We start from the raw sequence: 22,248 nt of genomic DNA, 5'->3' as shown, positions 1-22,248 counted from the left end.
TCTCAGGCCGGGGTCTCGTCGGATTGGATCCCGTCGGTCGGGGTCTGGTCGAGATGGGCCAGCATGCGGGTGTTGCCGAGTGTGTTGGGCTTGACGTAGCTGAGGTCCAGGAACTCGGCGACGCCGGTGTCGTACGAACGGCACATCTCTTCGTACACCTCGCGTGTGACGGGCGTTCCCTGGATCTCGCGGAACCCGTGTCGGCCGAAGAACGCCGTCTCGAAGGTGAGGACGAATACGCGGGACAGTTGCAGTTCGCGCGCCACGGACATCAGCTGCGCCACCAGCAGGTGGCCGAAACCCCGTCCCGCGTAGCGTGTGTCGACCGCGACCGTGCGGACCTCACCGAGGTCGGCCCAGAGAACATGCAGCGCACCGCATCCCACCACGAGGTCGTCGACCTGTGCGACCCAGAACTCCTGGACGGATTCGTACAGGGTGACGAGATTCTTCTCGAGCAGAATTCTGCCCGCGTAGAGGTCGATGAGTTCCTTGATGCGCGGTACGTCGGACGTGCGGGCGCGTCGTATCAGGGGCACCGTTTCCTGTTCGGCAGTGGGCACGGCATCTCAGCCTAGTCGGGACAGATACCCTGGAGGGGTGCGGAGCCCCGATCACATCACCGACCCGGTCGATCCGGTACCGGTGGTCAACATCGCCAACGCGCTGACGGTGTTCCGCATCCTGTTGGTCCCGGTGTTCATCGTGGTGCTGTTCATCGACGGCGGACACGACACGCTGTGGCGGATTGTCGCGGCTCTCATCTTCGCGGGGGCCGCCTTCACCGACAGGGTCGACGGCCGGCTGGCGCGCGAACGCGGCTTGGTGACCGATTTCGGGAAGATGGCCGACCCGATCGCCGACAAGGCGCTGATCGGCGCGGCTCTGATCGGATTGTCGATCCTGGGCGACCTGAGCTGGTGGGTGACCGGCATCATCCTCGCGCGCGAGCTCTGGGTGACACTGCTGAGATTCTGGGTTATCCGGTATGCGGTGATACCGGCCAGTCGTGGCGGCAAGCTCAAGACACTGTTGCAGTCGGTCGGCATAGGTCTACTCGTCCTGCCGCTGAGCGGACCGTGGCACACGATCGCGATGGTGATCATGTGGGCAGCGGTGGTGGTGACGGTCGTGACCGGCATCGACTACACCTGGCAGGCGTTACGCGTCCGGGTGCAGGCGGCACGATCGGACTCGACCAAGGGATCACTGCGCAAGGTGGTTTCCGAACCCGCGCGGCCGGATACCGGCTCACTCGACGGCGAGCCGCAGCGACGACGGCATTCCGACACCGTCTGACATCCCCCGACGTCGACGCACCTTGCGCCGGTTGACCGGCTCACCGTGGCGAGCGTTCGCGACGCGCGGACAGGCGGCGTACGGCGACCGTCGGGACTTTGGACTAGTGTCGTGCAGACACGCGGGGACCGAATGTATGTCGTCGGGGAACGTATCGACCGCTTCGGGCGTTGACAACGAACGGACAACTCGAACCGAACCGACGACAGTCACCTGAGACCGACACCGAGAGGAGACTCGATGGCGATGCTCTTGCGCGAGGCGCTGGGCGACAGCCTGCGCCGGGTGCGTACCCAGCAGGGCCGAACGCTGCGCGAGGTATCCACCAACGCACGGGTCAGTCTGGGATACCTGTCCGAGGTGGAACGCGGTCAGAAGGAGGCGTCGAGCGAACTGCTCGCCGCGATCTGCGACGCACTCGACGTGGAGATCGCTGATCTGTTGCTCGACGTGGGCAGCGCCATGCGGCCCGCAACGGCCGACGCCGACGCGATGGCACTCGCGGGCGATGCCGGACTCGCGTCCACCAAGGTGGTCATCCCATCACCCGACTCGCACCATGCCACCGCACTTGCTGCTGCTTGACGCCTGATCACGGTCCCGCCTGTCGCTGCCGTGTCGGCCCTCACCCCTTCGACCGGTTTCGAGGGACTGCGTCGTCGGACGGTGGAAGGATCGTCTGTTGCGTCGGGGGACAGGTCATCGCCGCTCGTCGTCGTTTGGCCGACATGCCCGGTTGCCACGGGTGGATAACCGCTAGATTGGGTGTCAACACCTCAACAGACCCGTCGAATGACAACATCCGTCGAACCGAGGTTTCGACGACCGCTGAATGGAGTTGACGAAGAGCATGGCGAATCCGTTCGTGAAGCTGTGGCGCTACCTGATGGCAGCGGGCAACGCGAAGATCGACGAGAACGCGGACCCCAAGATCCAGATCCAGCAGGCGATCGAAGACGCGCAGCGTCAGCACCAGGCGCTGTCGCAGCAGGCGGCGTCGGTGATCGGTAACCAGCGCCAGCTCGAGATGAAGCTCAACCGGCAACTCGAGGAGATCGAGAAACTGCAGGCCAACACGCGACAGGCGTTGACGCTCGCCGATCAGGCAAGCGCAGCCGGCGACACCCAGAAGGCCGCCGAGTACACCAACGCCGCGGAGGCGTTCGCCGCGCAGCTCGTGACGGCGGAGCAGAGTGTCGAAGACCTCAAGAGCCTGCACGATCAGTCGCTACAAGCCGCAGAGCAGGCCAAGCAGGCCGTCGAACGCAACGCCATGATCCTGCAGCAGAAGCTCGCCGAGCGCTCCAAGCTGCTCAGTCAGCTCGAGCAGGCAAAGATGCAGGAGCAGGTCTCGGCCTCGCTCAACCAGATGAGCGAACTGTCGGTGCCCGGCAACACACCGAGCCTCGATCAGGTGCGCGACAAGATCGAGCGTCGTTACGCCGACGCCCTCGGCTCCGCCGAGCTCGCGAAGAACACGGTTCAGGGTCGGATGCAGGAAGTGCAGCAGGCCAGCGTGCAGATGGCGGGACACTCGCGTCTCGAGCAGATCCGGGCGAGCATGAACGGGGGCGCGCTCCCGTCCGGCGGTGCCGCCGCGCAGCCGTCACAGAACGCCACCCCGGCGCAGCAGCCCACGCAACCGGCTGCGGAGCCGCCTCAGACCGGCAACTGACCGTCCGGCAACCGACAGACCGGCAACTGACAAGCACCCCGCCCCGCGTCGGTATCGTCGCGGGACCCGATGCAGGACATGCCTTCCCGGCGTTCGCGCTTGCCGAACGGTGCCGCGAAGCCGGCTGGCAACCCACGGTGTTCACCGGGACGCAGTGGTACGACACCGCAGGCGGTCGTGGCATCGACATCGCAGAACTCCCCGAACTGCGCGCCGACTGGGCCGACGATGATCTCGACGCAGGTGAGAAGCTGAGCGGCCGGGCGGCGCGCATGGCGGTGCGGCTGGCGCCGGTGCTGGCCACCCGAGGCATCGACCTCGTGGTCTCCGACGTCATCGCCGTCGCCGGAGCCTGGGCGGCAGAGCTCACCGGTTTGCCGTTCGTCGAATTGTCGCCGCATCCGCTGTATCTGCCGTCGAAGGGATTGCCCCCGGTGGGCGCGGGCCTGTCACCGGGTCGCGGCTTCCGCGGCAGGATGCGGGACGCGGCGATGCGCGCCGCGAGTGGTCGCTCGGTAGCTCTCGGGGTTCGGCAGCGCGCTGCGGCGCGTGCGGGCATCGGACTTCCCGGGCACGCACCGGCACCCGCGGCACGCTTGATCGCAACCCTGCCCGCACTCGAGGTCTGGCGACCGGACTGGCCCCGCGACACCCATCTGATCGGGCCGCTGCTGTGGGAGCCGACGCGGCGACTCTTCGAACGTCCCGCCGGCGACGGCCCCCTCATCGTAGTTGCCCCGTCGACCGCGGTCACCGGAAGTCAGGGGCTGCTCGACGAGACACTCACCGCGTTCGGCGAGCTGTCCTCGCGTACGCCACTGCGCGTGGTCATCTCATCGCTCGTTCCTCCGTCGCCGGAATCGGTGGCACTCGCCGGGGCGTCGTACGTGGTCCACGGACTCGGTCGTCAGGACGAGGTGCTCCGCCACGCCGACCTCGTGGTGTGTGGGGGTGGGCACGGCATGCTCGCCAAGTCGCTGCTCGCCGCGGTTCCCGTCGTGGTGATCCCGGGCGGAGGGGACCAATGGGAGCTCGCCAATCGTGTCAGCAGGCAGGGTAGTGGGGTGCTGGTCAGGCCGGCCTCGGCGGCGGCGATCGGCAGTGCCGTCGATACCGTGCTCTCCGACCCCGGGTACGCCGACGCTGCGGCAGCCGCCGGGAGATCGGCGAGCGCGGTGGTCGATCCGATCGACGTACTGCGCCGTGTCCTCGACAGCGCGGAAACGTAGGCTGGCCGGGTGCGTCTCACGGAGTTCACAGATCTGATGACAACCGAGTTCGGGGTGTCGTCGGCGGACGCGATCCTCGCCGACCACGTCCTCATCGACCTCGGCGGTCGGACAGGTGCCCAGGCCATCGAGGACGGTGTCGACCCGCGCGATGTGTGGGTCGCGATCTGTCGGGACTTCGACGTCCCGCGGGCCCGATGGTGAGTGACGCAGCGAATAGATCCTGCCTGCCACACCTTCGTCGCCTCACCCCTTGCGTCGCCTCACCTCGACCAATCGACACGGTCAGCCATGTCGAGTAGTCGACGTCTGCGTTCGTGGCCGGTGGCGCCGACCCATGCGATGAGTCCGTAGACGTGATCGCGAAAATTGTTGTGGCCCTGCAGGTTCTGTGATCGTGCGCCGGATCTGGCGGCGTTGTGCAGCAGTGCGCGCAGGTTGTCGTAGTCCTCACGTGACACCTGCGGCCGGTCGTTGACCACGAGTCCCGCCAGGCGTTGCTGCTGATGGCGGTGCATGACGCGCACCTTGTCGGGATGGACGACGAAGCCGCAGTCGGAGACGATCCGCCTGACGATCCACAGCGCGCGGCCGTGATCGAAGTCGTCGCCCGAGAGTGCCAGGTCGTCGCCGTATCGCGTGTAGTTCAACCTGTTGGCGCGCGCGTACCCGTCGATACGTCGATCCAACCGCGCGAGTGCGAGATTGGCGAGATGGGGCGACGTCGGTGCGCCCTGCGGCAGGTGTCGCCGACGGAGCAGTGCCGCGTGGGTGAGGTCGATGCCACCGAGTTGGTCGGCGGGTGTCGACGTCGTGCAGAGTTCTGCGAGAAGGCGGGCGATGTGCGCGGGGTAGCCGACATCGTCGAAGATCCGGCGGACACGGCCCGCGCCGATCGACTCGAAGCAGTGCTCGAGGTCGAGGCGCAGCACGGTCGGCCGGTCGCTGTGGGGCCAGGCGAACGCAGCGGTCGACGAACCGGGTTCGAATCCGCGCGCGGCAGGATGGGCCGGGATACGGGAGACGAGTCGGCGCAGTAGCCGGCGCTGTGTCTCGCGCATCCGTGGCTTGGGCGCCTCGATGACGCGGACACCCTGTCGCTTCTCGCGACGGAACACCCGATAGTGCCGCAGACGCGGGTTCGCGGTGCGCAACCAGGTGCCGCGGTCGGCGAACCATTCGAGTTCTGCGGGCGTGAAGTCGAGCCACGCGGCGAACTGTGCGACGTCGTGGAGCGGCGGCAGCCCGTATGGCAGGTCGGTCACCGGCGTCGGTCCCGGGAGTTCGACGGCGCGTGGGATGGGCGGTTCGGGAAGTGTCCAGCGTGACAGGGCGAGTCGGAACACTTCGGCGAGGTGTGGGGGCTCGTGCGGAGCGACGGCGAACGCTTCCTGTGCGACGTCGACGCAGATCTCCTCGGGCAGTTCTGCAGCGACCGCGCGCATCACGGTAGGCCAGGTCCAGTCGATGATCCGGTCGGCGAGGGCCGCCGCGACAGTGCGTACCTGGTCGGTGGTGAAGCCCGGGTCCGGTCGGGTCACGGCGCCACCCCGCACAGTCGACTCACGGCGTCACCGCGGCCGGTCGGGGAAGGGATGAGGGCGGTCGGGGCGACCACGAGCCGAACACTCGTCGCCGTCTGGCACGCGCAGCGTGCGGAGCGGCGTCGGACGCAGGAACCAACTGTGACATGTACCCAGGGGTTGCCCCTGAGACGGATCTCTCGATCCACACTCACCCCGACCACCCACGCCGATGAGCCTAATGGTTTCCTCGACGAAAGACCGACGATTACGCATAGCGCGCATATCGCCACGGCGGGGCGGCGATTCCGCTCCCACCCGCGTGTCACGCTTGCCGTCGAACAGGTGTTCGCTGCATGCTGTGTTCAGTGGAACCACAGCGACCGCGGCCGCGTCTGAGTTCTTGCCAGACCAGTTCTTGTCAGACCCACCGGCTAGCGTCCAACGCAACATGAAACGAACAACCGCCTCGAAGACACCGCGTTCAGCTCAGACATCTCGTTCAGCGCGCAGCACGCCGGACGGTACACACAAACCTCAACCATCCCGAACAAGGAGAGATCCCATGGCAGCAGCTCCCCAGGACCGCGAGAAGGCACTCGACCTCGCGCTGGCACAGATCGACAAGAACTTCGGCAAGGGTTCTGTGATGCGACTCGGCGAGGAGAGCAGGCAGCCGATCGAGGTGATCCCCACCGGTTCGATCGCACTCGATGTCGCGCTCGGGATCGGCGGACTGCCGCGCGGCCGCGTCGTCGAGATCTACGGACCGGAATCCTCGGGTAAGACCACCGTGGCACTGCACGCAGTCGCCAACGCGCAGGCCGCGGGCGGCATCGCTGCATTCATCGATGCCGAGCATGCTCTCGATCCCGACTACGCCACCAAACTCGGTGTCGACACCGACGCGCTGCTGGTCTCGCAACCCGATACCGGTGAGCAGGCTCTCGAGATCGCCGACATGCTGATCCGCTCCGGCGCGCTCGACATCCTGGTCATCGACTCCGTGGCCGCACTGGTGCCTCGCGCAGAGATCGAGGGTGAGATGGGTGACAGCCACGTCGGCCTGCAGGCGCGTCTGATGAGCCAGGCACTGCGCAAGATGACCTCGGCATTGAGCAGTTCCAAGACCACCGCCATCTTCATCAACCAGCTCCGCGAGAAGATCGGCGTGATGTTCGGTTCGCCCGAGACCACCACGGGCGGCAAGGCGCTGAAGTTCTACTCGTCTGTGCGGCTCGACGTGCGTCGTATCGAAACCCTCAAGGACGGCACCGAGGCTGTGGGTAACCGCACCCGCGTCAAGGTCGTCAAGAACAAGGTCGCCCCGCCGTTCAAGCAGGCCGAGTTCGACATCCTCTACGGTCAGGGCATCTCCAAGGAGGGGTCACTCATCGACATGGGTGTGGCAGAAGGCTTCATCCGCAAGTCCGGCTCGTGGTTCACCTACGAGGGCGATCAGCTCGGACAGGGCAAGGAGAACGCTCGGAAGTTCTTGCTGGAGAACACCGATATCCGTGACGAGGTCGAGAAAAAGATCAAGGAGAAGCTCGGCATCGGTGCTGTCGTCGACGCCGACGACATCGCGCCGGCGCCAGTGGAATTCTGATCCACTCATCGCGCATGAGTTCACCCGACGACCCCGGGGAACCGAGTGAGTCCACGACGGAACGGAAAGGTCCGACCGCCTGGGATGTTGCACTCCGGCTCCTCGGGGTCCGTGCTCGTAGCCGCAGCGAGATGGCACAACGTCTGGCACGCAGGGGGTTCGACGCCGACACCATCGCCGAGGTGATGGCCCGGCTCGACGCCCACAAGTTGCTCGACGACGAGGAGTTCGCCGCAGAATGGGTGCACTCGCGCCACATGTACTCCGGTCGTGGGCGCGTCGCGCTACGGCACGAACTCGCTGCCAAGGGGGTCGATGCCACGATCGTCGCGCGGGCGCTCGACGAGATCGATCCGGAGGACGAACGTGCCACCGCACGCGGTCTGGTCGACAGAAAGCTCACTCCGACGGTGACCGAACAACTCGTCCGTGCGCTCGACGACAACGACCGATCAGTGCGTGACAAGCACTTTCGACGCCTCGTCGGCATGCTCGTACGCCGCGGGTACCCGCAGGCGATGGCGATCGACGTCGTCGGCGGTGCGATCGACGAGATCACCACCGCCGACTGACGTCGGTCTCCGACTGCAGATGACCCTCAGGGTCGGGGTTTGGGCGAGGGCACGGGCATGTTCTCCATGGCAGCCTGATCGACCTGATCGGCGTGCGGCACGTCCTCGGCACTACTGCCACGGCCCTGCCGCAGCCTGCGCTCGATGTACGTCGCCAGCGACGAGAGGCCGAAGTTGATGATGATGAGGATCACCGCGATCACGACCAGCACCGGTATGTAGTTGCCGTACCGCGCGGCCGACAACTGCGCCATGTGGATGATCTCGGAGTAGCCGATGACATAACCGAGTGCGGTGTCCTTGAGGGCCACGACCATCTGGGAGATGATCGCCGGCATCATCGCCGTGACCGCCTGCGGCAGCAGAACCGACAGCATCATCTGCGTCTTGCGTAGACCGAGGGCCTTGGCGGCTTCGGTCTGCCCGGTCGGTAGCGATTTGATACCCGACCGCAGGATCTCCGCCATGACCGAACCGTTGTAGAGGGTCAGGCCACAGACCACGGCGGCGAATGCCAACTGGGACGACGGCACCACCCCGTATTGCGCGAAGAAGAACCACAGGAACAACATCAGGATCAGCACAGGGATCGCCCGGAACACCTCGATGAGGACGGTGCACACACCGCGAACCCAACCGTGATCCGACAGTCGTCCGATCCCGAGTATCGAACCGAGGATCAGTGCCAGGACGATGGAGAGTGCCGCGGCAGCCAGGGTGCGCCACAGGCCGGGGAAGATGTAGCCGGTCCATGTGCTCCACGTGACGAATGGACGCCACTTCTCGGCGGTGAATTGATCATTGCTCGCGAACACCGCGATCACGTAGGCGAGAATCGCGACGAGGACCGCGATGAACACGACTGCCACGAGCGCGTTACGCACGCGAGCGCGCGGGCCGGGAGCGTCATAGAGAACAGTTGCCTGGTCGCTCATCGTTTGACCGCCCATCGCTTCGCGAGCCAGCCGAAGACGGCTCCCTCGCTGAGTGTGATGATCATGAATCCGGCCGCGATCACCGCGAAGATGACCAGCAGCTGGTCGGCGAACGACTCGATCTCCGTCTTCATCAACGCCGCGGCCTCGGCGACACCGATCACAGAGGCGATCGTGGTGTTCTTGGTGAGGGCGATCAGAACGCTGCCCATCGGACCGATGGTCGCGCGCATGGCCTGCGGAAGCACGATGATGCCGAACACCTGGGTGAACGACAACCCCAGCGAGCGGGCAGCTTCGGCCTGTCCGAGCGGAACGGTGTTGAACCCCGACCGCAGGGTTTCGCAGACGAATGTCGACGTATAGACGATGAACGCGAGGACCGCCAGCCAGAAGTTGTTGGTCTTGATCGTCGACGAGAACGTCAGTCCGAGGTTCTGGTACAGGCCGATGGCCGCGAACAGGACGATCAGGGTCAGCGGTGTGTTGCGCACGGTGTTGACGTACGCCGTGCCGAAGCCGCGCATCACGGGTACGGGGGAGACGCGCATTCCCGCCAGGATGGTGCCCCAGATCAGCGAGCCGATCGCCGACCAGAAGGTCAACTGGATGGTCACCCAGAACGCAGGCCACAACTGCGGCCCCATGTCTTCCCAGAGTTCACTCATGTGTGGTCACCTCCTCACTTCAGGTCCGCTGGGCACGGTGTGGACTTCGATTCGAGGAATGCGAGATCGCCCGGGTCGGGCATGAACGCGAATTTCGAGCCGGGCTTCTGGGCACGCTGCGCGATGTCGTTGACGTAGTCGTCGCCGAGGCTGTCGCGTAGTGCGGTGATCCACGGTGACGGACCGTTGTCGGCGCTGGGCTTCAACATCGCGTCGAGTGCCTCGTTCACCTTGTCCACGGCCGCGGTGTCGCCCTTGGCCAGACCGATGCCGTACCGCTCGGTGGAGAACGGTGTGCCCGCTGCCTTGAGCGCATCCTTGACGCATGCGTCCTTGAGGTAGGTCATCTCCACCAGACGGAATTCTCCCTTCCAGAAGTTGGAGTACCCCGCCAGGATCGATTCGTCGGTGGTCAGCGCGTCGACCTTGCCCCGGCGCAGCGCCTCGACACATGCGGAGTACGAATCGTATTCCTGCAGTTCGATATTCGGGAGCTGCGCTTTGACGTTCTGTGCCGAGGTCGATCCGGTGACCGAACACAGTTTCTTGCCGTTGCCGAGGTCGGGCAGATTCTGGATCGACTCGTCGGACTTGCGCACCATCAGTCCCTGGTACGTGATCAGGTAGGGGCCGCCGAAATCGACCTTCTTCGCGCGGTTCTCGTTGATCGAGTACGTGGCCGCGATCATGTCGACCTCACCGTGTTCGATCATGGCCTCGCGGCGGGCGGAGGGGGTCTCTCGCCACGAGATCTTCGGGTGGGCGACTCCGAGTGAATCGGCGATGTGATTGACCACGTACTTGGAGACGGCGGGATCGAATCCGCTCATCGAGGTGTCCGGGTTGTAGATTCCCAGCCCCGGCTGGTCGAACTTGGTGCCGAGGACCACTTCGCCGCTACGGATCGAGTCGAGCAGACTCTTGGGTTCGGTGCTTCCGCAACCGGCGAGGAGGGACACGAACAGCGCACAGACGGGGAGGAACACTGCGAGGGCGACAGTCCTGTGCCGCCTTCGCGTCCTCGTCGGAGGTGCGCTCGCGGTTCGCTGCGAAGGCCGATGCGTCGTCGGCGACCTGTCGCTCATATCAGTGGCCCAAGATCTTGCCGAGGAAGTCTCTGGCGCGCTCGGATTGGGGGTTGTCGAAGAAGCTGTCGGGGTCGGTGTCCTCGACGATCGCGCCGTCGGCCATGAAGATCACGCGGTCGGCTGCCTTGCGCGCGAAGCCCATCTCGTGGGTCACGACGAGCATGGTCATGCCCTCCTTGGCCAGTGACACCATGACGTCGAGCACCTCGTTGACCATCTCGGGGTCGAGTGCCGAGGTGGGCTCGTCGAACAGCATCACCTTCGGTTCCATCGCCAGGGCGCGTGCGATGGCGACGCGCTGCTGCTGACCGCCGGACAGTTGCGCGGGATACTTGTCCTTCTGGCTGGCGATGCCGACGCGCTCGAGCAGCTCGAGCGCACGCTTTTCCGCGTCGGCCTTGTTCTTCTTGCGCACCTTGGTGGGCGCGAGGGTGACGTTCTGCAGGATCGTCTTGTGCGCGAACAGGTTGAACGACTGGAAGACCATACCCACGTCGGAGCGCAGTGCGGCGAGTTCCTTGCCCTCGGCGGGCAGTGGCCGACCCTCGACGCTGATCTCGCCGGAGTCGATCGGTTCGAGCCGATTGATCGTGCGGCACAACGTCGACTTGCCCGAGCCCGACGGGCCGAGGACGACGACGACCTGGCCGGCCGGCACCTCGAGGTCGATGTCCTTGAGCACGTGCAGATCGCCGAAGTGCTTCTGCACATCCCTGAGCACGATCATTGGGGTTCCGGAGGTGGGAGCCGGGGTGGCGGGCCCGACCGCCGAACCCCCCGTCGGTGAATCGGTCATAACCGTCGACAGTAATGCGGCAAACCCGTGTCGGCGCGCTGAATGCCAACCTCGGCGTTGCGCGCCGGGTGACCGGATGAGGCGATTTGCGCCGCACCGTACCCTGGATCCAGTGAGTACGGAGTTGTCGGAGCGGCATGAGCTGCCCCAATCGCGGCGCAGCTATCAGGTGCGCACGTATGGCTGCCAGATGAACGTGCATGATTCCGAGCGCATCGCGGGTCTGCTCGAAGACGCCGGGTATGTGCGCGCGGACGACGACGGCGACGCCGATCTCGTCGTGTTCAACACGTGTGCGATCCGCGAGAACGCCGACAACAAGCTGTACGGGAACCTCTCTCATCTCGCGCCGGTGAAGACCCGCCGACCAGGGATGCAGATCGCTGTCGGTGGATGTCTGGCGCAGAAGGACAAGGACACGGTGTTACGTAAGGCGCCGTGGGTTGACGTGGTGTTCGGCACGCACAACATCGGATCGCTGCCCGCGTTGCTGGACCGGGCGCGCCACAACGAGGAGGCGCAGGTCGAGATCCTCGACGCCCTCGAGGCCTTTCCGTCGACGCTGCCGGCGAAACGCGACTCCGCCTACTCGGGCTGGGTGTCGGTGTCGGTGGGCTGCAACAACACCTGCACCTTCTGCATCGTCCCGTCTCTGCGCGGTAAGGAAGTCGATCGGCGGCCGGGGGACGTGCTCGCCGAGGTCGGGGCGCTCGTGGATCAGGGCGTTCTCGAGGTGACACTGCTCGGTCAGAACGTCAACGCGTACGGCATGTCGTTCGCCGATCCCGACATGCCGCGCAACCGCGGCGCCTTCGCCGAGCTGCTGCGCGCCTGCGGCGACATCGAGGGGCTCGAACGGGTCCGTTTCACTTCTCCGCATCCAGCCGAGTTCACCGACGACGTGATCGACGCGATGGCGCAGACCCCCAACGTGTGCCCGCAACTGCACATGCCGTTGCAGTCGGGCTCCGACCGCATCCTGCGGGCGATGAGACGCAGCTATCGCACCACCAAGTTCCTCGGCATCCTCGACAAGGTGCGCGATGCCATGCCGCACGCGGCGATCACCACCGACATCATCGTCGGGTTCCCCGGCGAGACCGAGGAAGACTTCGCCGCAACACTCGACGTGGTCGAGCGCGCTCGTTTCTCGAGTGCGTTCACCTTCCAGTACTCGCCGCGACCGGGCACTCCGGCAGCATCGATGCCCGATCAGGTTCCGCCCGAGGTGGTCAGTGAGCGTTATCAGCGACTGATCGCACTCCAGGAGCGCATCTGTCTCGCCGAGAACCGCAATCTCGTCGGTTCCGACGCCGAACTGCTGGTCGTCGCCGATTCGGGACGCAAGTCCGCCGATACCGGACGGATGACAGGGCGTTCGCGCGACGGACGACTCGTGCACTTCCGCGCAGGCGACGCTGCCGCGAGCATCCGGCCGGGCGACGTCGTCGTCACGACGATCACCGACGCCGCACCGCATCATCTGATGGCCGATGGCGCGATCGCGTCGCATCGGCGGACACGGGCGGGCGACGCACACGAACTCAGCCGCACGCCGACGACCGCACCGGTCGGTGTCGGTCTCGGGATGCCCGGGATCGGCCCGGTGGCCACACCTGAGGTGACGGCGACGGGGTGCGCTTCGGGTGCGTGTGGTGCATGAGCGGATCACGCATCGTGACCTGCCCCGAGACACTGTGCCCTGCCGCTGCCGAGCAGCGGCGGCGCCTTGACCGACGAGAAATGAGGAGCGCGACATGAGCGATGAACCGCGCGACGACGCCACCGACGATCGGCACGAGCCGACCGAGACCGGATCATCCGGCAGCGAGTCGGCGCAGGCCGATCGGTCTGCGCAACCGGAGAGAGCGCCACAGACGGGGTCGTCCCAGCGCGCCGTCGACGTCGATTTCGCCCAGTACGCCGATGACCTCCGCAAGGCTGAACGCAAGGTCGCCGGTGAGATCGACCCGGGTGCCCGCGCACTGGTGGTCGCTGTCGCCGTGCTCGTCGCCATGGGATCGCTGCTTCTGCCGCACACCGGTTCGGCGAGCGGACTCGACGTGCTGACATCGTCCGCCGACGCCGCTGCCGAACGCGTCGCCGTGGTGTCGAAGGTGTTCGTGTGGTTCCTGGTCGTGTTCGGGATCTGCGGGTCGATGCTGGCGCTGGTGACCAGACGCTGGGTCATCGCGTGGATTGCTCTGTGCGGGTGCGCGATTGGCTGTGTGGCGGGGATGTTGGCGTGGTGGTCCCGAAATACGCCGGGTGTCGGGGGAGTGATGCCACCGTCGGGCGTCGGCGCCGGCCTGATCATCGGGTGGTTGGCGTTGCTCGTGTTGACCTTCCATTGGTCGCGCGTCGTGTGGGCGCGCAGCACCTATCATCTCGCCCTCGAGGAGGAGCGTCGTCGAGAAGCGGTGGCCCGCGAGGAGGCCGCACGCAGGTTGCAGCAGCGCCCGCACGAGCGCTGAGTTCCCGCGACAACGTCCGTGGTGGCGGACCACATGGGTAACCCGCTCTCACCGCTCACAGTCGGCAGGGGCTACCGATCGGCGATGGCGCTCTGCGCTGCCTGTGCCCACTCACGCCACTGCGCGGCCTGCTCGCGGAGTTTCTCGGCATCGCGGTTCTTGCCACGCTCCGCGGCCTTGGTCGCCTGCTCCTCGAGTTGTGCTGCGCGGTCGGCGAATTGCGCGGCTCGTGCCTGTGCCTCGGGATCGGTGCGCTGCCACTGGGCGTCCTCGGCGTCGCGGATTCTCTTCTCCAACGCGCGGGCTCGAGCTTCGAGGCTGTGCATCTGATCGCGCGGGACCTTGCCGATCTCGTCCCACTTCTCGCGGAACGTGCGGAACTCGCGGCGCGCCCCGTCGAGATCGGACGCGGGGTCGATCGACTTCTCGGCCTCGTCGAGCAGGGCGATCTTGGCTGTCGCGTTGGCGCCGAATTCGGCATCCCGCTCCGACGACGCCGCGTTGCGTGCGGCGAAGAACACGTCCTGCGCCGCCTTGAACCGCTGCCACAGCGCCTCGTCGGCGTCGCGTGGAGCCCGACCTGCAGCTTTCCACTCGGTCAGCAGCTCGCGGAAGGCACCTGCGGTAGGGCCCCAGTCGGTCGACGACGACAATGCCTCGGCTCGCTCGATGAGCTCTTCCTTGCGGGCTTTGGCCCCGGCACGCTCGCGATCGAGTTCGGCGAAGTGGGCGCCGCGTCGGCGGTTGAAGGCGTCCCGCGCCTTCGAATACCGCTTCCAGAGGGCGTCGTCGGTCTTGCGGTCGATTCCCTTGATGGTCTTCCACTCGTCGAGAATCGCGCGCAGGCGGTCACCCGCGGCTTTCCACTGGGTCGATTCCGCGCCGATGGATTCGGCCTCGGTGGCCAGTTCTTCCTTGCGGGCGATGGCAGCGGCGCGTGCCTGATCGCGCTCCGCCTTCAGCGAGTCGGCGACATCGTCGGCACTGCCGACGATGACGGTCAGACGTTGCTCGATGGCCGCGACGTCGCCGATGACGCTGGCATCGGGAAGTGTGTCCAGGAGGTGTTTGGCCGCCGCCTGCGACTTGCGCGGATCCCCGGTACGCGCGGCGAGGCGCTCCTCCAGGATCTCCACCTCGGTTGCCAGATCGGTGTAGCGACGTGCGAAGTGGGCGAGGCCTTCCTCTATCGTCCCCGCCTGCCACGACCCGATCTCGCGTTCGCCGGTCGGAGTGATGAGCCACACGACCCCCGCCTCGTCGATCCGGCCGAACTCACGTGGATCGAAGGCGTCGTGCTTGGTGGCGGCGACGATGGGGGCAGGCGCCGGTGTGGGCGACGCCGGTTTCGGTCCGGCACCAGGCCGCGGGCCGGGCCGCGGACCCGGTTTGGGCCCGGGCTTGGGCGCACCCGGTTTGGGGTTGGAGGGCGTGTCCTGGTGTGAATCCGCAGCGGGGCCCGACGCAGGTGTGGCCGGTCCGGTGGTCTCGTCGCTCGTCATGGTGTGGTCCCCTCACAGCGTCAGTGGTGCCGCGCGTCACGGCTGCCTGTCACCTCGCCCCGGTCGACTAGAGCCGGAGGCTGCAACCATTCAAGCAGGTCAGGGTTCTCGATGTGCGGCCTGCGCGACATCGCCTGAGCGAGTAGGACGCAGGCGGTGCTCAGCGCAGCGGTCGGTGCGGCGTCGGCTAGCGTCGATGATGTGCTGGCGTGCGTGGTTTTCGTCCCGAGCGCACCGCTGTTGGTTCCCGAACTCGCCGGGCCGGACGCGGTGGACACCTTCGAGGTGCGGTCGGCGGTTCGTGTCGCGGGCGCACTGCTCGCCGGCCATTCTCCGCACTGGTTGGGGGTGGGCGTCGACGACGCCTTCGCCCCGGTGAGCGAGGGTGTCGCAACGTCGGGCAGCTTCGGCCGGTTCGGCGTCGACGTTCCGGTCTCGCTCGGCACAGAACCGGCCCAGTCCGCGGGCCACATGCCGCTGTCACTGCTGATCGCCGGCTGGTTACGCGCACAGGCCGGTGCCGAGTCGGTCCGTCCTGTCGTGGTCGACGCCGAGGCGCCACCGGATGTGTGTGACGCGCTCGGCCGTCGACTCGCGGCAGACATCGACGTCGATCCTCACCCGGTCGGTGTGCTCGTCGTCGGCGACGGCGCGACTGCGCTCACGGCGAAGGCGCCGGGTGGCGGGCGACGGCAGAGTGCGGTCGCCCTCCAGGAACTCGTCGTCGACGCGATCGGGTCGGCAGATGTGGATGCCGTGCGACGTCTCGGTGTCGCCGAGTGCGCCGCGGAGGGCGTCTCGGGGCGCGCCGCGTGGCAGGTCGCCGCGGGACTCGTCGGGCACCGTCCGGTGCACGCAGAACTGCAGTACGTCGACGCCCCGTTCGGGGTCGGCTACCTCGTCGCGTCCTGGACCCCGGAGCGTGCGCAATGAGTGCGTCGGTGACACCGATCGCCGTCGTCGGCCCCACGGCGACGGGAAAGTCCGACCTCGCGCTCGACCTCGCCGAGCGTCTCGGCGGCGAGATCGTCAACATCGACGCGATGCAGCAGTACCGCGGCATGGACATCGGTACGGCCAAGTTGCCGCGCGAGGAACGTCGAGGCATCCCGCACCATCAACTCGACGTGCTGGACGTCACCGAATCGGCGACGGTGGCGCGGTATCAGAAGGCGGCGTCCGCCGACATCGAAAGGCTGCTCGACGCAGGTCGCACGCCTGTGATCGTCGGCGGCTCGATGATGTACGTCCAGGGTCTGCTCGACGACTGGCGGTTCCCCGCAACCGATCCCGCGGTGCGTGCACGATTCGAAGCGATGCTCGACGACATCGGTGTCGCGGCGCTGCATCGTCATCTGGCCTCGGTCGATCCGGCGGCGGCGGCGTCGATCCTCGACACCGATTCCCGACGCATCGTGCGCGCGTTGGAGGTCGTCGAGCTGACCGGGGAGCCGTTCGCGGCATCGGCGCCCACGATCGGCGAACCACGTTGGGGCACAAAGATACTCGCGTTGGACCGGGATACCGCCGACCTGGATGAGCGCATCGCGCTGCGTACCCGCCTGATGTTCTCGAACGGATTGGTCGACGAGGTCGCCGCACTTGCCGAGGTGGGGCTACGCGACGGAGTGACCGCCCGACGCGCCATCGGCTACGCACAGACCCTCGCAGCACTGGACGGCGAACACGACCTCGCGACCGCAGAGGAACTGACCTTCATCGGAACGCGCCGCTACGTGCGCCGTCAGCGCTCGTGGTTCCGCCGCGACCACCGCATCCACTGGCTCGACGCTGCGGCGCCGGCACTCATCGACGCCGCACTCGCGGCGCTCGACCCCGACGGATGCCACTAACGGGCCACGTATCCTGAACCGGTGACGACGATCAGCGAGGCAGTGACCTACGTCAAGGGACACGGCACACAGAACGACTTCGTGGTGCTCACCGACCCGGCGGTCGACCTCGATCTGACCGTCGATTTCGTCGCTGCGGTCTGCGATCGGCAACGCGGTGTGGGCGCCGACGGCATGCTGCGCGTCGCGCGGGCGGTGGCACTGGTGCGCGCCGGCGTGATCGACGAGCTACCAGCCGACGTCGAACCCGACGACTGGTTCATGGACTATCGCAATGCCGACGGTTCCATCGCGGAGATGTGCGGCAACGGGGTGCGCGTGTTCGCGCACCACCTACGGGCGAGCGGACTGGTCGACTCCGACGAGTTCACCGTCGGCTCACGAGCCGGTGCGCGACCGGTGGTGGTGCATTCGTTCGACGAGCTGCACGCCGACGTCAGTGTGCAGATGGGCCCTGTCACGATGGGTGCCGATGCCACCGTGCGCATCGGTGACGACCTCTACCCGGGAGTCGCCGTCGACGTCGGCAACCCGCATCTGGCCTGCGTGGTCCCCGACATGTCGGTGGACGACCTCGGTGCTGTCGACTTCTCCACAGGTGTCCTGCTGCCCGACGACACGTTCCCGCACGGCGCGAACGTCGAACTGCTCACCGCACCCGACGGCGGTGCGGATCACCTGCACGCGACGATGCGTGTCTTCGAACGCGGCGTCGGGGAGACGAGGAGTTGCGGGACCGGCTTGGTCGCGGCTGCGGCGGCTGCGCTGCGCACGCTCGACCGTGACGCGGGCGAGATGGTCATCGACGTGCCCGGAGGGCGGGTGTCGATCACTCTCGCGAACGGTCGGGCAACCCTGCGAGGACCTTCTGCTCTCGTCGCCGACGGCCGGCTGCGCGCGGGGTGGTACCGCGTCGACTGAGCACGCGGACAGCCCCGGCAGGTCCACGATCTGCGGTGCGTCGAAATATCCGCGTGCCCGAACAGGGGTGGGCGTGACACCATGGATGGTGTATGACCGAAACATCACCACAGGTACATGACCTGCACGACACCCGTCCCGTCGGCGCGAGTTCTCCCGCGATCGACCTCTCCCACGATCTGATCGATCCCGATGCCCTCCCGGCCGGTGAGTATCCGGGCGACGAACACGAGCGCGCGAACACCCCCACGACGGGCGAACTCGCCCTGTCCGACCGCGCATCGCTGCAGCGTGTGGCGGGACTGTCCACCGAACTCACCGACGTCACCGAGGTCGAGTACCGCCAGTTGCGCCTCGAGCGCGTGGTTCTCGTCGGGGTCTGGACCGAGGGCACCGCGGCGGCGGCACGCGCGAACATGGAGGAGTTGGCCGCACTCGCCGAGACCGCCGGTTCAGCGGTCCTCGAAGCGGTGATCCAACGCCGCTCCTCGCCCGACCCCGCGACCTACATCGGTTCCGGCAAGGCTCAGGAACTGCGGGACGTGGTCGCCGACACCGGCGCCGACACCGTCATCTGCGACGGCGAGCTCACACCTGCGCAGTTGACCGCGCTGGAGAAGGTCGTCAAGGTCAAGGTGATCGATCGCACCGCGCTCATCCTCGACATCTTCGCCCAGCATGCGAGTTCCCGGGAGGGCAAGGCCCAGGTGGCCCTCGCCCAGATGGAGTACATGCTGCCGCGACTGCGTGGCTGGGGCGAGTCGATGTCACGCCAGGCCGGCGGCCGCGCCGGCAGCAACGGCGGTGTGGGTCTTCGCGGTCCGGGCGAGACGAAGATCGAGACCGATCGACGTCGAATCCGCGAACGAATGGCCAAGCTACGCCGCGAGATTCGCGAGATGCGCACCGCGCGGGTGACCAAGAGATCTGCGCGCCTGCGGGGTTCGGTCCCGCGCATCGCCGTTGCCGGGTACACCAACGCGGGCAAGTCGAGTCTGGTGAACGCGATGACCGGGTCGGGTGTGCTCGTGCAGGATGCGCTGTTCGCGACCCTCGATCCGACGACGCGTCGCGCGACCCTCGACGACGGCCGCGAACTGGTCTTCACCGACACCGTCGGATTCGTCCGGCATCTACCGACACAGCTCGTCGAGGCGTTTCGTTCGACGCTCGAGGAGGTCGTCGACGCTGATCTCGTGCTGCACGTCGTCGACGGCAGTGATCCGTTCCCCGCCGAACAGATCACAGCGGTTCGTCGGGTGATCAACGACGTGGTGGCCGAGGAAGGGGTCGCACCGCCCCCGGAGTTGCTGGTGATCAACAAGATCGACGCGATCGACGCATCGCGACTGACCGAACTGCGCGCCATGCTCGGCGCCGGCGGCAGCACACACGGGCCCAATTCCGCAGGCGTGGTGTTCGTGTCGGCCCGCACAGGCGAGGGCTTGCCGGAGTTGTTCGAGACCGTCCGCGAGTTCGTCGGCCGCGACGACGTCGAACTCGTCGTCGACATTCCGTTCACCCGTGGCGATCTGGTGTCGCGGATCCACCGGGAGGGCGAGGTGCTGTCCACAGACCACAGCACCGAGGGCACTCGGATGCGTGTCCGTGTGCCCTCGGCGCTGGCGGGTGAGTTGGCCTCGCTGGCCGAGTAGCGCTACTCGGCGTCGAGGTCGGCCGCGACGAGCTTCGCGATCGCGTCGAGCGTCGCCTGATCGTCGGATTCGACCACGACAGCAGTGCCCTTCTCGGCGCCGAGCGTCATGATCATCAACGCTGAACCGGCGTCGACAGGTTCGCCGCCGACGATCGAGAGCGTGACGGGTGTACCCGCGTCGGCGACGGCCTCGGCGATGATGGTTGCGGGCCGCGCGTGCAGTCCGACGGCTGATCCGACCTCGACGGTGGTGCTTGGCATGAGGTGCTCCTTTGCAGGTGTTCTCGGGTGATGACTGAGTAGTGGTTGACGAGTGCGGATGCGGGTCAGGCTGCGACGGTCTCGAGCTGGGGTGCTGCCGAGCGCTCGGTGTGCGACTTGCCGAACTGCTTGGCGGCCACGACACAGACCGTGCCGAGCACCGTACCCGCAGCAAGCGCTGCGAGGAAGAGCAGCCAGTGGTTCATCGTGAAGAAGACGAAGATGCCGCCGTGCGGGGCACGTTGTGTGACACCGAACGCCATGATCAGTGCGCCCGCGAGTGCGCCACCGGCCATCATCGACGGGATCACGCGGACCGGGTCCTTGGCGGCGAACGGAATGGCTCCCTCGGAGATGAACGCTGCGCCGAGGAACCATGCGGCCTTGCCGTTCTCACGCTCGGGGTCGGTGAACAGACCGGGACGCACGACGGTGGCCAGCGCCATCGCCAGCGGCGGGACCATTCCCGCACACATCACGGCAGCCATGATCTCGAGCTGCGGGGTGTCGCCGATCGCGAGGCCCGTGGTGGCGAACAGGTAGGCGGCCTTGTTGACCGGCCCGCCGAGGTCGAAGCACATCATCAGGCCCAGGACGATGCCGAGCACGATCTTGGAGCTGCCGTTCATGCTGTTGAGGCCATCGGTGAGCTGAGTGGTGACCCAGGCCAGCGGCTTACCGAGGAGCATGAACATCAAGCCACCGACGATGAGGCTGCCGAACAACGGGATGATGATCACAGGTTGCAGGCCCTTTGCCCACTGCGGCAACGGAAGTCGCGAGATCGCGAGGCACACTGCGCCGGCGATCAGGCCGCCGATCAGGCCACCGATGAAGCTGGCGCCCACCGCAACCGAGACCAGACCGGCCACGAAACCGGGTGCGATACCGGGACGGTCGGCGATCGCGAAGGAGATGTAACCGGCGAGCACCGGCACCAGCATGCTCATGGCCAGGGCGCCGATCGCGAAACTGACGCCGCCGAGATACTGACCGAGTCCGCCCGCGGGCAGATCCCACAGACTGTTGTGCAGCGCGATGTAGGCGCCGTCGGAGAGCGTCTTGCTCGAATCGAGTGTCTTGTTGGCGATCTGGTAGCCGGCCAGCAGGAACCCGAGCGCGATCAACAGGCCGCCCGCTGCGACGAACGGGATCATGTAACTGACACCGGTCATCAGTGCCTGCTGGATCTTCTTACCGAGCGACAGACTCGACGACGAGCCCTCGCCGGTTGTGCCGCCGTCGGCCGCGCCCTCGACGCGCGAGGCGTGTGGATTGTGCGAGGCCTCGACCGCCTCGGCGATCATCGCGTCGGGTTCGTTGATCGCACGCTTGACCCCGGACTCGATCACAGGCTTGCCGTGGAAGCGGCTCTTGCCCTTCACGCCGACGTCGGTGGCGAAGATGACCGCGTCGGCACCGGCGATGACGTCCGGTGTGAACGGGGTGCTACCCGAGGAACCCTGGGGTTCGACGTGGAAGTCGACGCCCGCGCGCTCTGCTGCGTACTTGAGCGCGTCGGCTGCCATGTAGGTGTGCGCGATTCCGGTGGGACAGGCGGTGATCGCCACGATCGAGGGACGCTTCTGCGCTTCGGAGCCCGAGGTCGGGGCGGCGGCCGCGGTGACGCCCGTCGTCGCGGAGGCCGTACCTGCGGCGGCACTCGCGGAGCCGGGGGTTGCGGATGCCGTGGCGGCGGGGGCCGGATTGATGGCTTCGTCCACGAGCTCGACGACGCGCTCATCACTGGGGGCCTCACGGAGCGCCGCCACGAAGTCGGGCCGTACGAGTGCACGAGCGAGTGAACTCAGCAACTTCATGTGGTCGGCTGCCGCGCCCTCGGGTGCGGCGATCAGGAAAACCAGATCCGCGGGACCGTCGGGAGCGCCGAAGTCGACCTTGTTCGCCAGTCGGGCGAACGCGAGGCTCGCGGTGGCGACCGATGCGGCGCGGGCGTGGGGGATCGCGATGCCGCCGGGCAGTCCCGTTGCCGATTTGGCTTCACGGGCGAGTGCCGCGCGGGCGAGCTCCGACGGATCGGTCGTGCGCCCGGCGTCGCCGAGGTCCTCGGCAAGGAACGTGATGACGGCGGCGGGATCATTGCCCGCGTCGACATCGAGATTCACCGTGTTGACGGTGATGATCTTGTCAGACATTGGATTTCCTTCGATCTTTCTGTGGGTCCG

The 22,248-nt window shown here is 66.7% G+C and carries 22 protein-coding genes; 13 read left to right on the top strand and 9 right to left on the bottom strand.

Annotated features, from left to right (window positions below; all coding sequences use genetic code 11):
• Window positions 1-2 precede the first annotated feature (2 nt).
• Window positions 3-563 carry an amino-acid N-acetyltransferase gene (locus tag LK459_RS22905; RefSeq protein WP_227920978.1) on the bottom strand — a complete coding sequence of 187 codons (561 nt, stop codon included), beginning with the start codon at window positions 561-563 and terminating at the stop codon, window positions 3-5.
• A gap of 37 nt (window positions 564-600) precedes the next feature.
• On the opposite strand from LK459_RS22905, the gene pgsA reads away from it, so the two are divergent.
• The 5 genes from pgsA (at window position 601) to LK459_RS22880 (ending at window position 4,407) form a co-directional block, all read left to right on the top strand.
• Window positions 601-1,299, top strand: a complete 699-nt coding sequence (pgsA, locus tag LK459_RS22900; protein ID WP_007238154.1) for a CDP-diacylglycerol--glycerol-3-phosphate 3-phosphatidyltransferase — start codon at window positions 601-603, stop codon at window positions 1,297-1,299.
• Between the two features lie 240 nt (window positions 1,300-1,539).
• Complete coding sequence (locus tag LK459_RS22895; protein WP_007238155.1) at window positions 1,540-1,884, top strand: helix-turn-helix domain-containing protein; 345 nt, start codon at window positions 1,540-1,542, stop codon at window positions 1,882-1,884.
• A gap of 265 nt (window positions 1,885-2,149) precedes the next feature.
• Window positions 2,150-2,974, top strand: coding sequence for a phage shock protein PspA (gene pspA / locus LK459_RS22890; RefSeq protein ID WP_039993780.1), 825 nt, complete (start codon window positions 2,150-2,152; stop codon window positions 2,972-2,974).
• Window positions 2,975-3,000: 26 nt separating this feature from the next.
• Window positions 3,001-4,203, top strand: coding sequence for a glycosyltransferase (locus tag LK459_RS22885; protein ID WP_227923984.1), 1,203 nt, complete (start codon window positions 3,001-3,003; stop codon window positions 4,201-4,203).
• A gap of 9 nt (window positions 4,204-4,212) precedes the next feature.
• Complete coding sequence (locus LK459_RS22880) at window positions 4,213-4,407, top strand: DUF3046 domain-containing protein (protein ID WP_007238158.1); 195 nt, start codon at window positions 4,213-4,215, stop codon at window positions 4,405-4,407.
• A gap of 59 nt (window positions 4,408-4,466) precedes the next feature.
• On the opposite strand, the gene LK459_RS22875 is transcribed toward LK459_RS22880, so the two are convergent.
• Window positions 4,467-5,744 carry a reverse transcriptase family protein gene (locus LK459_RS22875; protein ID WP_227920977.1) on the bottom strand — a complete coding sequence of 426 codons (1,278 nt, stop codon included), beginning with the start codon at window positions 5,742-5,744 and terminating at the stop codon, window positions 4,467-4,469.
• 547 nt (window positions 5,745-6,291) lie between these two features.
• Between LK459_RS22875 and recA the strand changes: the two genes are divergently transcribed.
• Together recA and LK459_RS22865 are read left to right on the top strand one after the other, a co-directional pair.
• Window positions 6,292-7,335, top strand: a complete 1,044-nt coding sequence (recA, locus tag LK459_RS22870; protein ID WP_007238161.1) for a recombinase RecA — start codon at window positions 6,292-6,294, stop codon at window positions 7,333-7,335.
• A 14-nt stretch (window positions 7,336-7,349) separates the two neighbouring features.
• Complete coding sequence (locus LK459_RS22865) at window positions 7,350-7,907, top strand: regulatory protein RecX (RefSeq protein WP_227920972.1); 558 nt, start codon at window positions 7,350-7,352, stop codon at window positions 7,905-7,907.
• Between the two features lie 26 nt (window positions 7,908-7,933).
• On the opposite strand, the gene LK459_RS22860 is transcribed toward LK459_RS22865, so the two are convergent.
• From LK459_RS22860 to LK459_RS22845, 4 genes are read right to left on the bottom strand one after another with little or no spacing between them, the layout of a single operon-like run.
• Window positions 7,934-8,842 (bottom strand): amino acid ABC transporter permease, encoded by a 909-nt coding sequence (locus tag LK459_RS22860; RefSeq protein WP_007238163.1) that lies wholly within the window; start codon window positions 8,840-8,842, stop codon window positions 7,934-7,936.
• Entirely contained in the window at window positions 8,839-9,510 is a 672-nt protein-coding gene (locus LK459_RS22855) for an amino acid ABC transporter permease (protein WP_227920970.1), read from the bottom strand. Before LK459_RS22855 ends, LK459_RS22860 begins: the two co-directional genes overlap by 4 nt.
• 14 nt (window positions 9,511-9,524) lie before the next feature.
• Window positions 9,525-10,595, bottom strand: a complete 1,071-nt coding sequence (locus LK459_RS22850; protein ID WP_407648678.1) for a glutamate ABC transporter substrate-binding protein — start codon at window positions 10,593-10,595, stop codon at window positions 9,525-9,527.
• A 1-nt stretch (window position 10,596) separates the two neighbouring features.
• Window positions 10,597-11,325 (bottom strand): amino acid ABC transporter ATP-binding protein, encoded by a 729-nt coding sequence (locus tag LK459_RS22845; protein ID WP_051997906.1) that lies wholly within the window; start codon window positions 11,323-11,325, stop codon window positions 10,597-10,599.
• A 145-nt stretch (window positions 11,326-11,470) separates the two neighbouring features.
• On the opposite strand from LK459_RS22845, the gene miaB reads away from it, so the two are divergent.
• Window positions 11,471-13,057 (top strand): tRNA (N6-isopentenyl adenosine(37)-C2)-methylthiotransferase MiaB, encoded by a 1,587-nt coding sequence (gene miaB, locus LK459_RS22840; protein ID WP_227920966.1) that lies wholly within the window; start codon window positions 11,471-11,473, stop codon window positions 13,055-13,057.
• Between the two features lie 94 nt (window positions 13,058-13,151).
• The gene (locus tag LK459_RS22835; RefSeq protein WP_227920965.1) at window positions 13,152-13,868 is read left to right on the top strand and encodes an Rv2732c family membrane protein; all 717 of its coding nucleotides are present in this window, start codon (window positions 13,152-13,154) and stop codon (window positions 13,866-13,868) included.
• A 71-nt stretch (window positions 13,869-13,939) separates the two neighbouring features.
• On the opposite strand, the gene LK459_RS22830 is transcribed toward LK459_RS22835, so the two are convergent.
• Window positions 13,940-15,370 (bottom strand): DUF349 domain-containing protein, encoded by a 1,431-nt coding sequence (locus tag LK459_RS22830; RefSeq protein WP_227920963.1) that lies wholly within the window; start codon window positions 15,368-15,370, stop codon window positions 13,940-13,942.
• A 156-nt stretch (window positions 15,371-15,526) separates the two neighbouring features.
• Here LK459_RS22830 and LK459_RS22825 point away from each other — a divergent pair, with 156 nt between their 5' ends.
• The 4 genes from LK459_RS22825 to hflX all read left to right on the top strand — a co-directional run bounded on the left by LK459_RS22825 (window position 15,527) and on the right by hflX (window position 19,799).
• Window positions 15,527-16,303 carry a class III extradiol ring-cleavage dioxygenase family protein gene (locus tag LK459_RS22825; RefSeq protein ID WP_322590801.1) on the top strand — a complete coding sequence of 259 codons (777 nt, stop codon included), beginning with the start codon at window positions 15,527-15,529 and terminating at the stop codon, window positions 16,301-16,303.
• Window positions 16,300-17,223, top strand: a complete 924-nt coding sequence (miaA, locus tag LK459_RS22820) for a tRNA (adenosine(37)-N6)-dimethylallyltransferase MiaA (protein WP_227920962.1) — start codon at window positions 16,300-16,302, stop codon at window positions 17,221-17,223. Before LK459_RS22825 ends, miaA begins: the two co-directional genes overlap by 4 nt.
• A gap of 21 nt (window positions 17,224-17,244) precedes the next feature.
• The gene (gene dapF / locus LK459_RS22815; RefSeq protein ID WP_227920961.1) at window positions 17,245-18,144 is read left to right on the top strand and encodes a diaminopimelate epimerase; all 900 of its coding nucleotides are present in this window, start codon (window positions 17,245-17,247) and stop codon (window positions 18,142-18,144) included.
• 92 nt (window positions 18,145-18,236) lie between these two features.
• Window positions 18,237-19,799: a GTPase HflX gene (gene hflX, locus LK459_RS22810; protein WP_227920959.1), complete on the top strand. Its 1,563-nt coding sequence runs from the start codon at window positions 18,237-18,239 to the stop codon at window positions 19,797-19,799.
• Window positions 19,800-19,801: 2 nt separating this feature from the next.
• Here hflX and LK459_RS22805 read toward each other — a convergent pair whose 3' ends face one another.
• Together LK459_RS22805 and LK459_RS22800 are read right to left on the bottom strand one after the other, a co-directional pair.
• Window positions 19,802-20,062, bottom strand: a complete 261-nt coding sequence (locus tag LK459_RS22805; RefSeq protein WP_007238174.1) for an HPr family phosphocarrier protein — start codon at window positions 20,060-20,062, stop codon at window positions 19,802-19,804.
• A gap of 65 nt (window positions 20,063-20,127) precedes the next feature.
• The gene (locus LK459_RS22800; RefSeq protein WP_227920957.1) at window positions 20,128-22,218 is read right to left on the bottom strand and encodes a PTS fructose transporter subunit IIABC; all 2,091 of its coding nucleotides are present in this window, start codon (window positions 22,216-22,218) and stop codon (window positions 20,128-20,130) included.
• Window positions 22,219-22,248: the final 30 nt, after the last annotated feature.

The organism is Gordonia otitidis (assembly GCF_020735545.1).
In the GTDB taxonomy this organism is placed as follows: domain Bacteria; phylum Actinomycetota; class Actinomycetes; order Mycobacteriales; family Mycobacteriaceae; genus Gordonia; species Gordonia otitidis.
This window is presented reverse-complemented; position numbering and strand designations above follow the sequence as displayed.

Excerpts from the sequence above, each read along its gene's own strand:
- pspA (WP_039993780.1), top strand. The coding sequence starts at position 2,150 with ATGGCGAATCCGTTCGTGAAGCTGTGGCGCTACCTGATGGCAGCGGGC.
- hflX (WP_227920959.1), top strand. The coding sequence starts at position 18,237 with ATGACCGAAACATCACCACAGGTACATGACCTGCACGACACCCGTCCC.
- miaA (WP_227920962.1), top strand. The coding sequence starts at position 16,300 with ATGAGTGCGTCGGTGACACCGATCGCCGTCGTCGGCCCCACGGCGACG.
- LK459_RS22855 (WP_227920970.1), bottom strand. The coding sequence starts at position 9,510 with ATGAGTGAACTCTGGGAAGACATGGGGCCGCAGTTGTGGCCTGCGTTC.
- LK459_RS22850 (WP_407648678.1), bottom strand. The coding sequence starts at position 10,595 with ATGAGCGACAGGTCGCCGACGACGCATCGGCCTTCGCAGCGAACCGCG.
- LK459_RS22800 (WP_227920957.1), bottom strand. The coding sequence starts at position 22,218 with ATGTCTGACAAGATCATCACCGTCAACACGGTGAATCTCGATGTCGAC.
- LK459_RS22895 (WP_007238155.1), top strand. The coding sequence starts at position 1,540 with ATGGCGATGCTCTTGCGCGAGGCGCTGGGCGACAGCCTGCGCCGGGTG.
- LK459_RS22805 (WP_007238174.1), bottom strand. The coding sequence starts at position 20,062 with ATGCCAAGCACCACCGTCGAGGTCGGATCAGCCGTCGGACTGCACGCG.
- miaB (WP_227920966.1), top strand. The coding sequence starts at position 11,471 with ATGAGGCGATTTGCGCCGCACCGTACCCTGGATCCAGTGAGTACGGAG.
- recA (WP_007238161.1), top strand. The coding sequence starts at position 6,292 with ATGGCAGCAGCTCCCCAGGACCGCGAGAAGGCACTCGACCTCGCGCTG.
- LK459_RS22830 (WP_227920963.1), bottom strand. The coding sequence starts at position 15,370 with ATGACGAGCGACGAGACCACCGGACCGGCCACACCTGCGTCGGGCCCC.
- LK459_RS22860 (WP_007238163.1), bottom strand. The coding sequence starts at position 8,842 with ATGAGCGACCAGGCAACTGTTCTCTATGACGCTCCCGGCCCGCGCGCT.
- LK459_RS22865 (WP_227920972.1), top strand. The coding sequence starts at position 7,350 with ATGAGTTCACCCGACGACCCCGGGGAACCGAGTGAGTCCACGACGGAA.
- LK459_RS22845 (WP_051997906.1), bottom strand. The coding sequence starts at position 11,325 with ATGATCGTGCTCAGGGATGTGCAGAAGCACTTCGGCGATCTGCACGTG.
- LK459_RS22835 (WP_227920965.1), top strand. The coding sequence starts at position 13,152 with ATGAGCGATGAACCGCGCGACGACGCCACCGACGATCGGCACGAGCCG.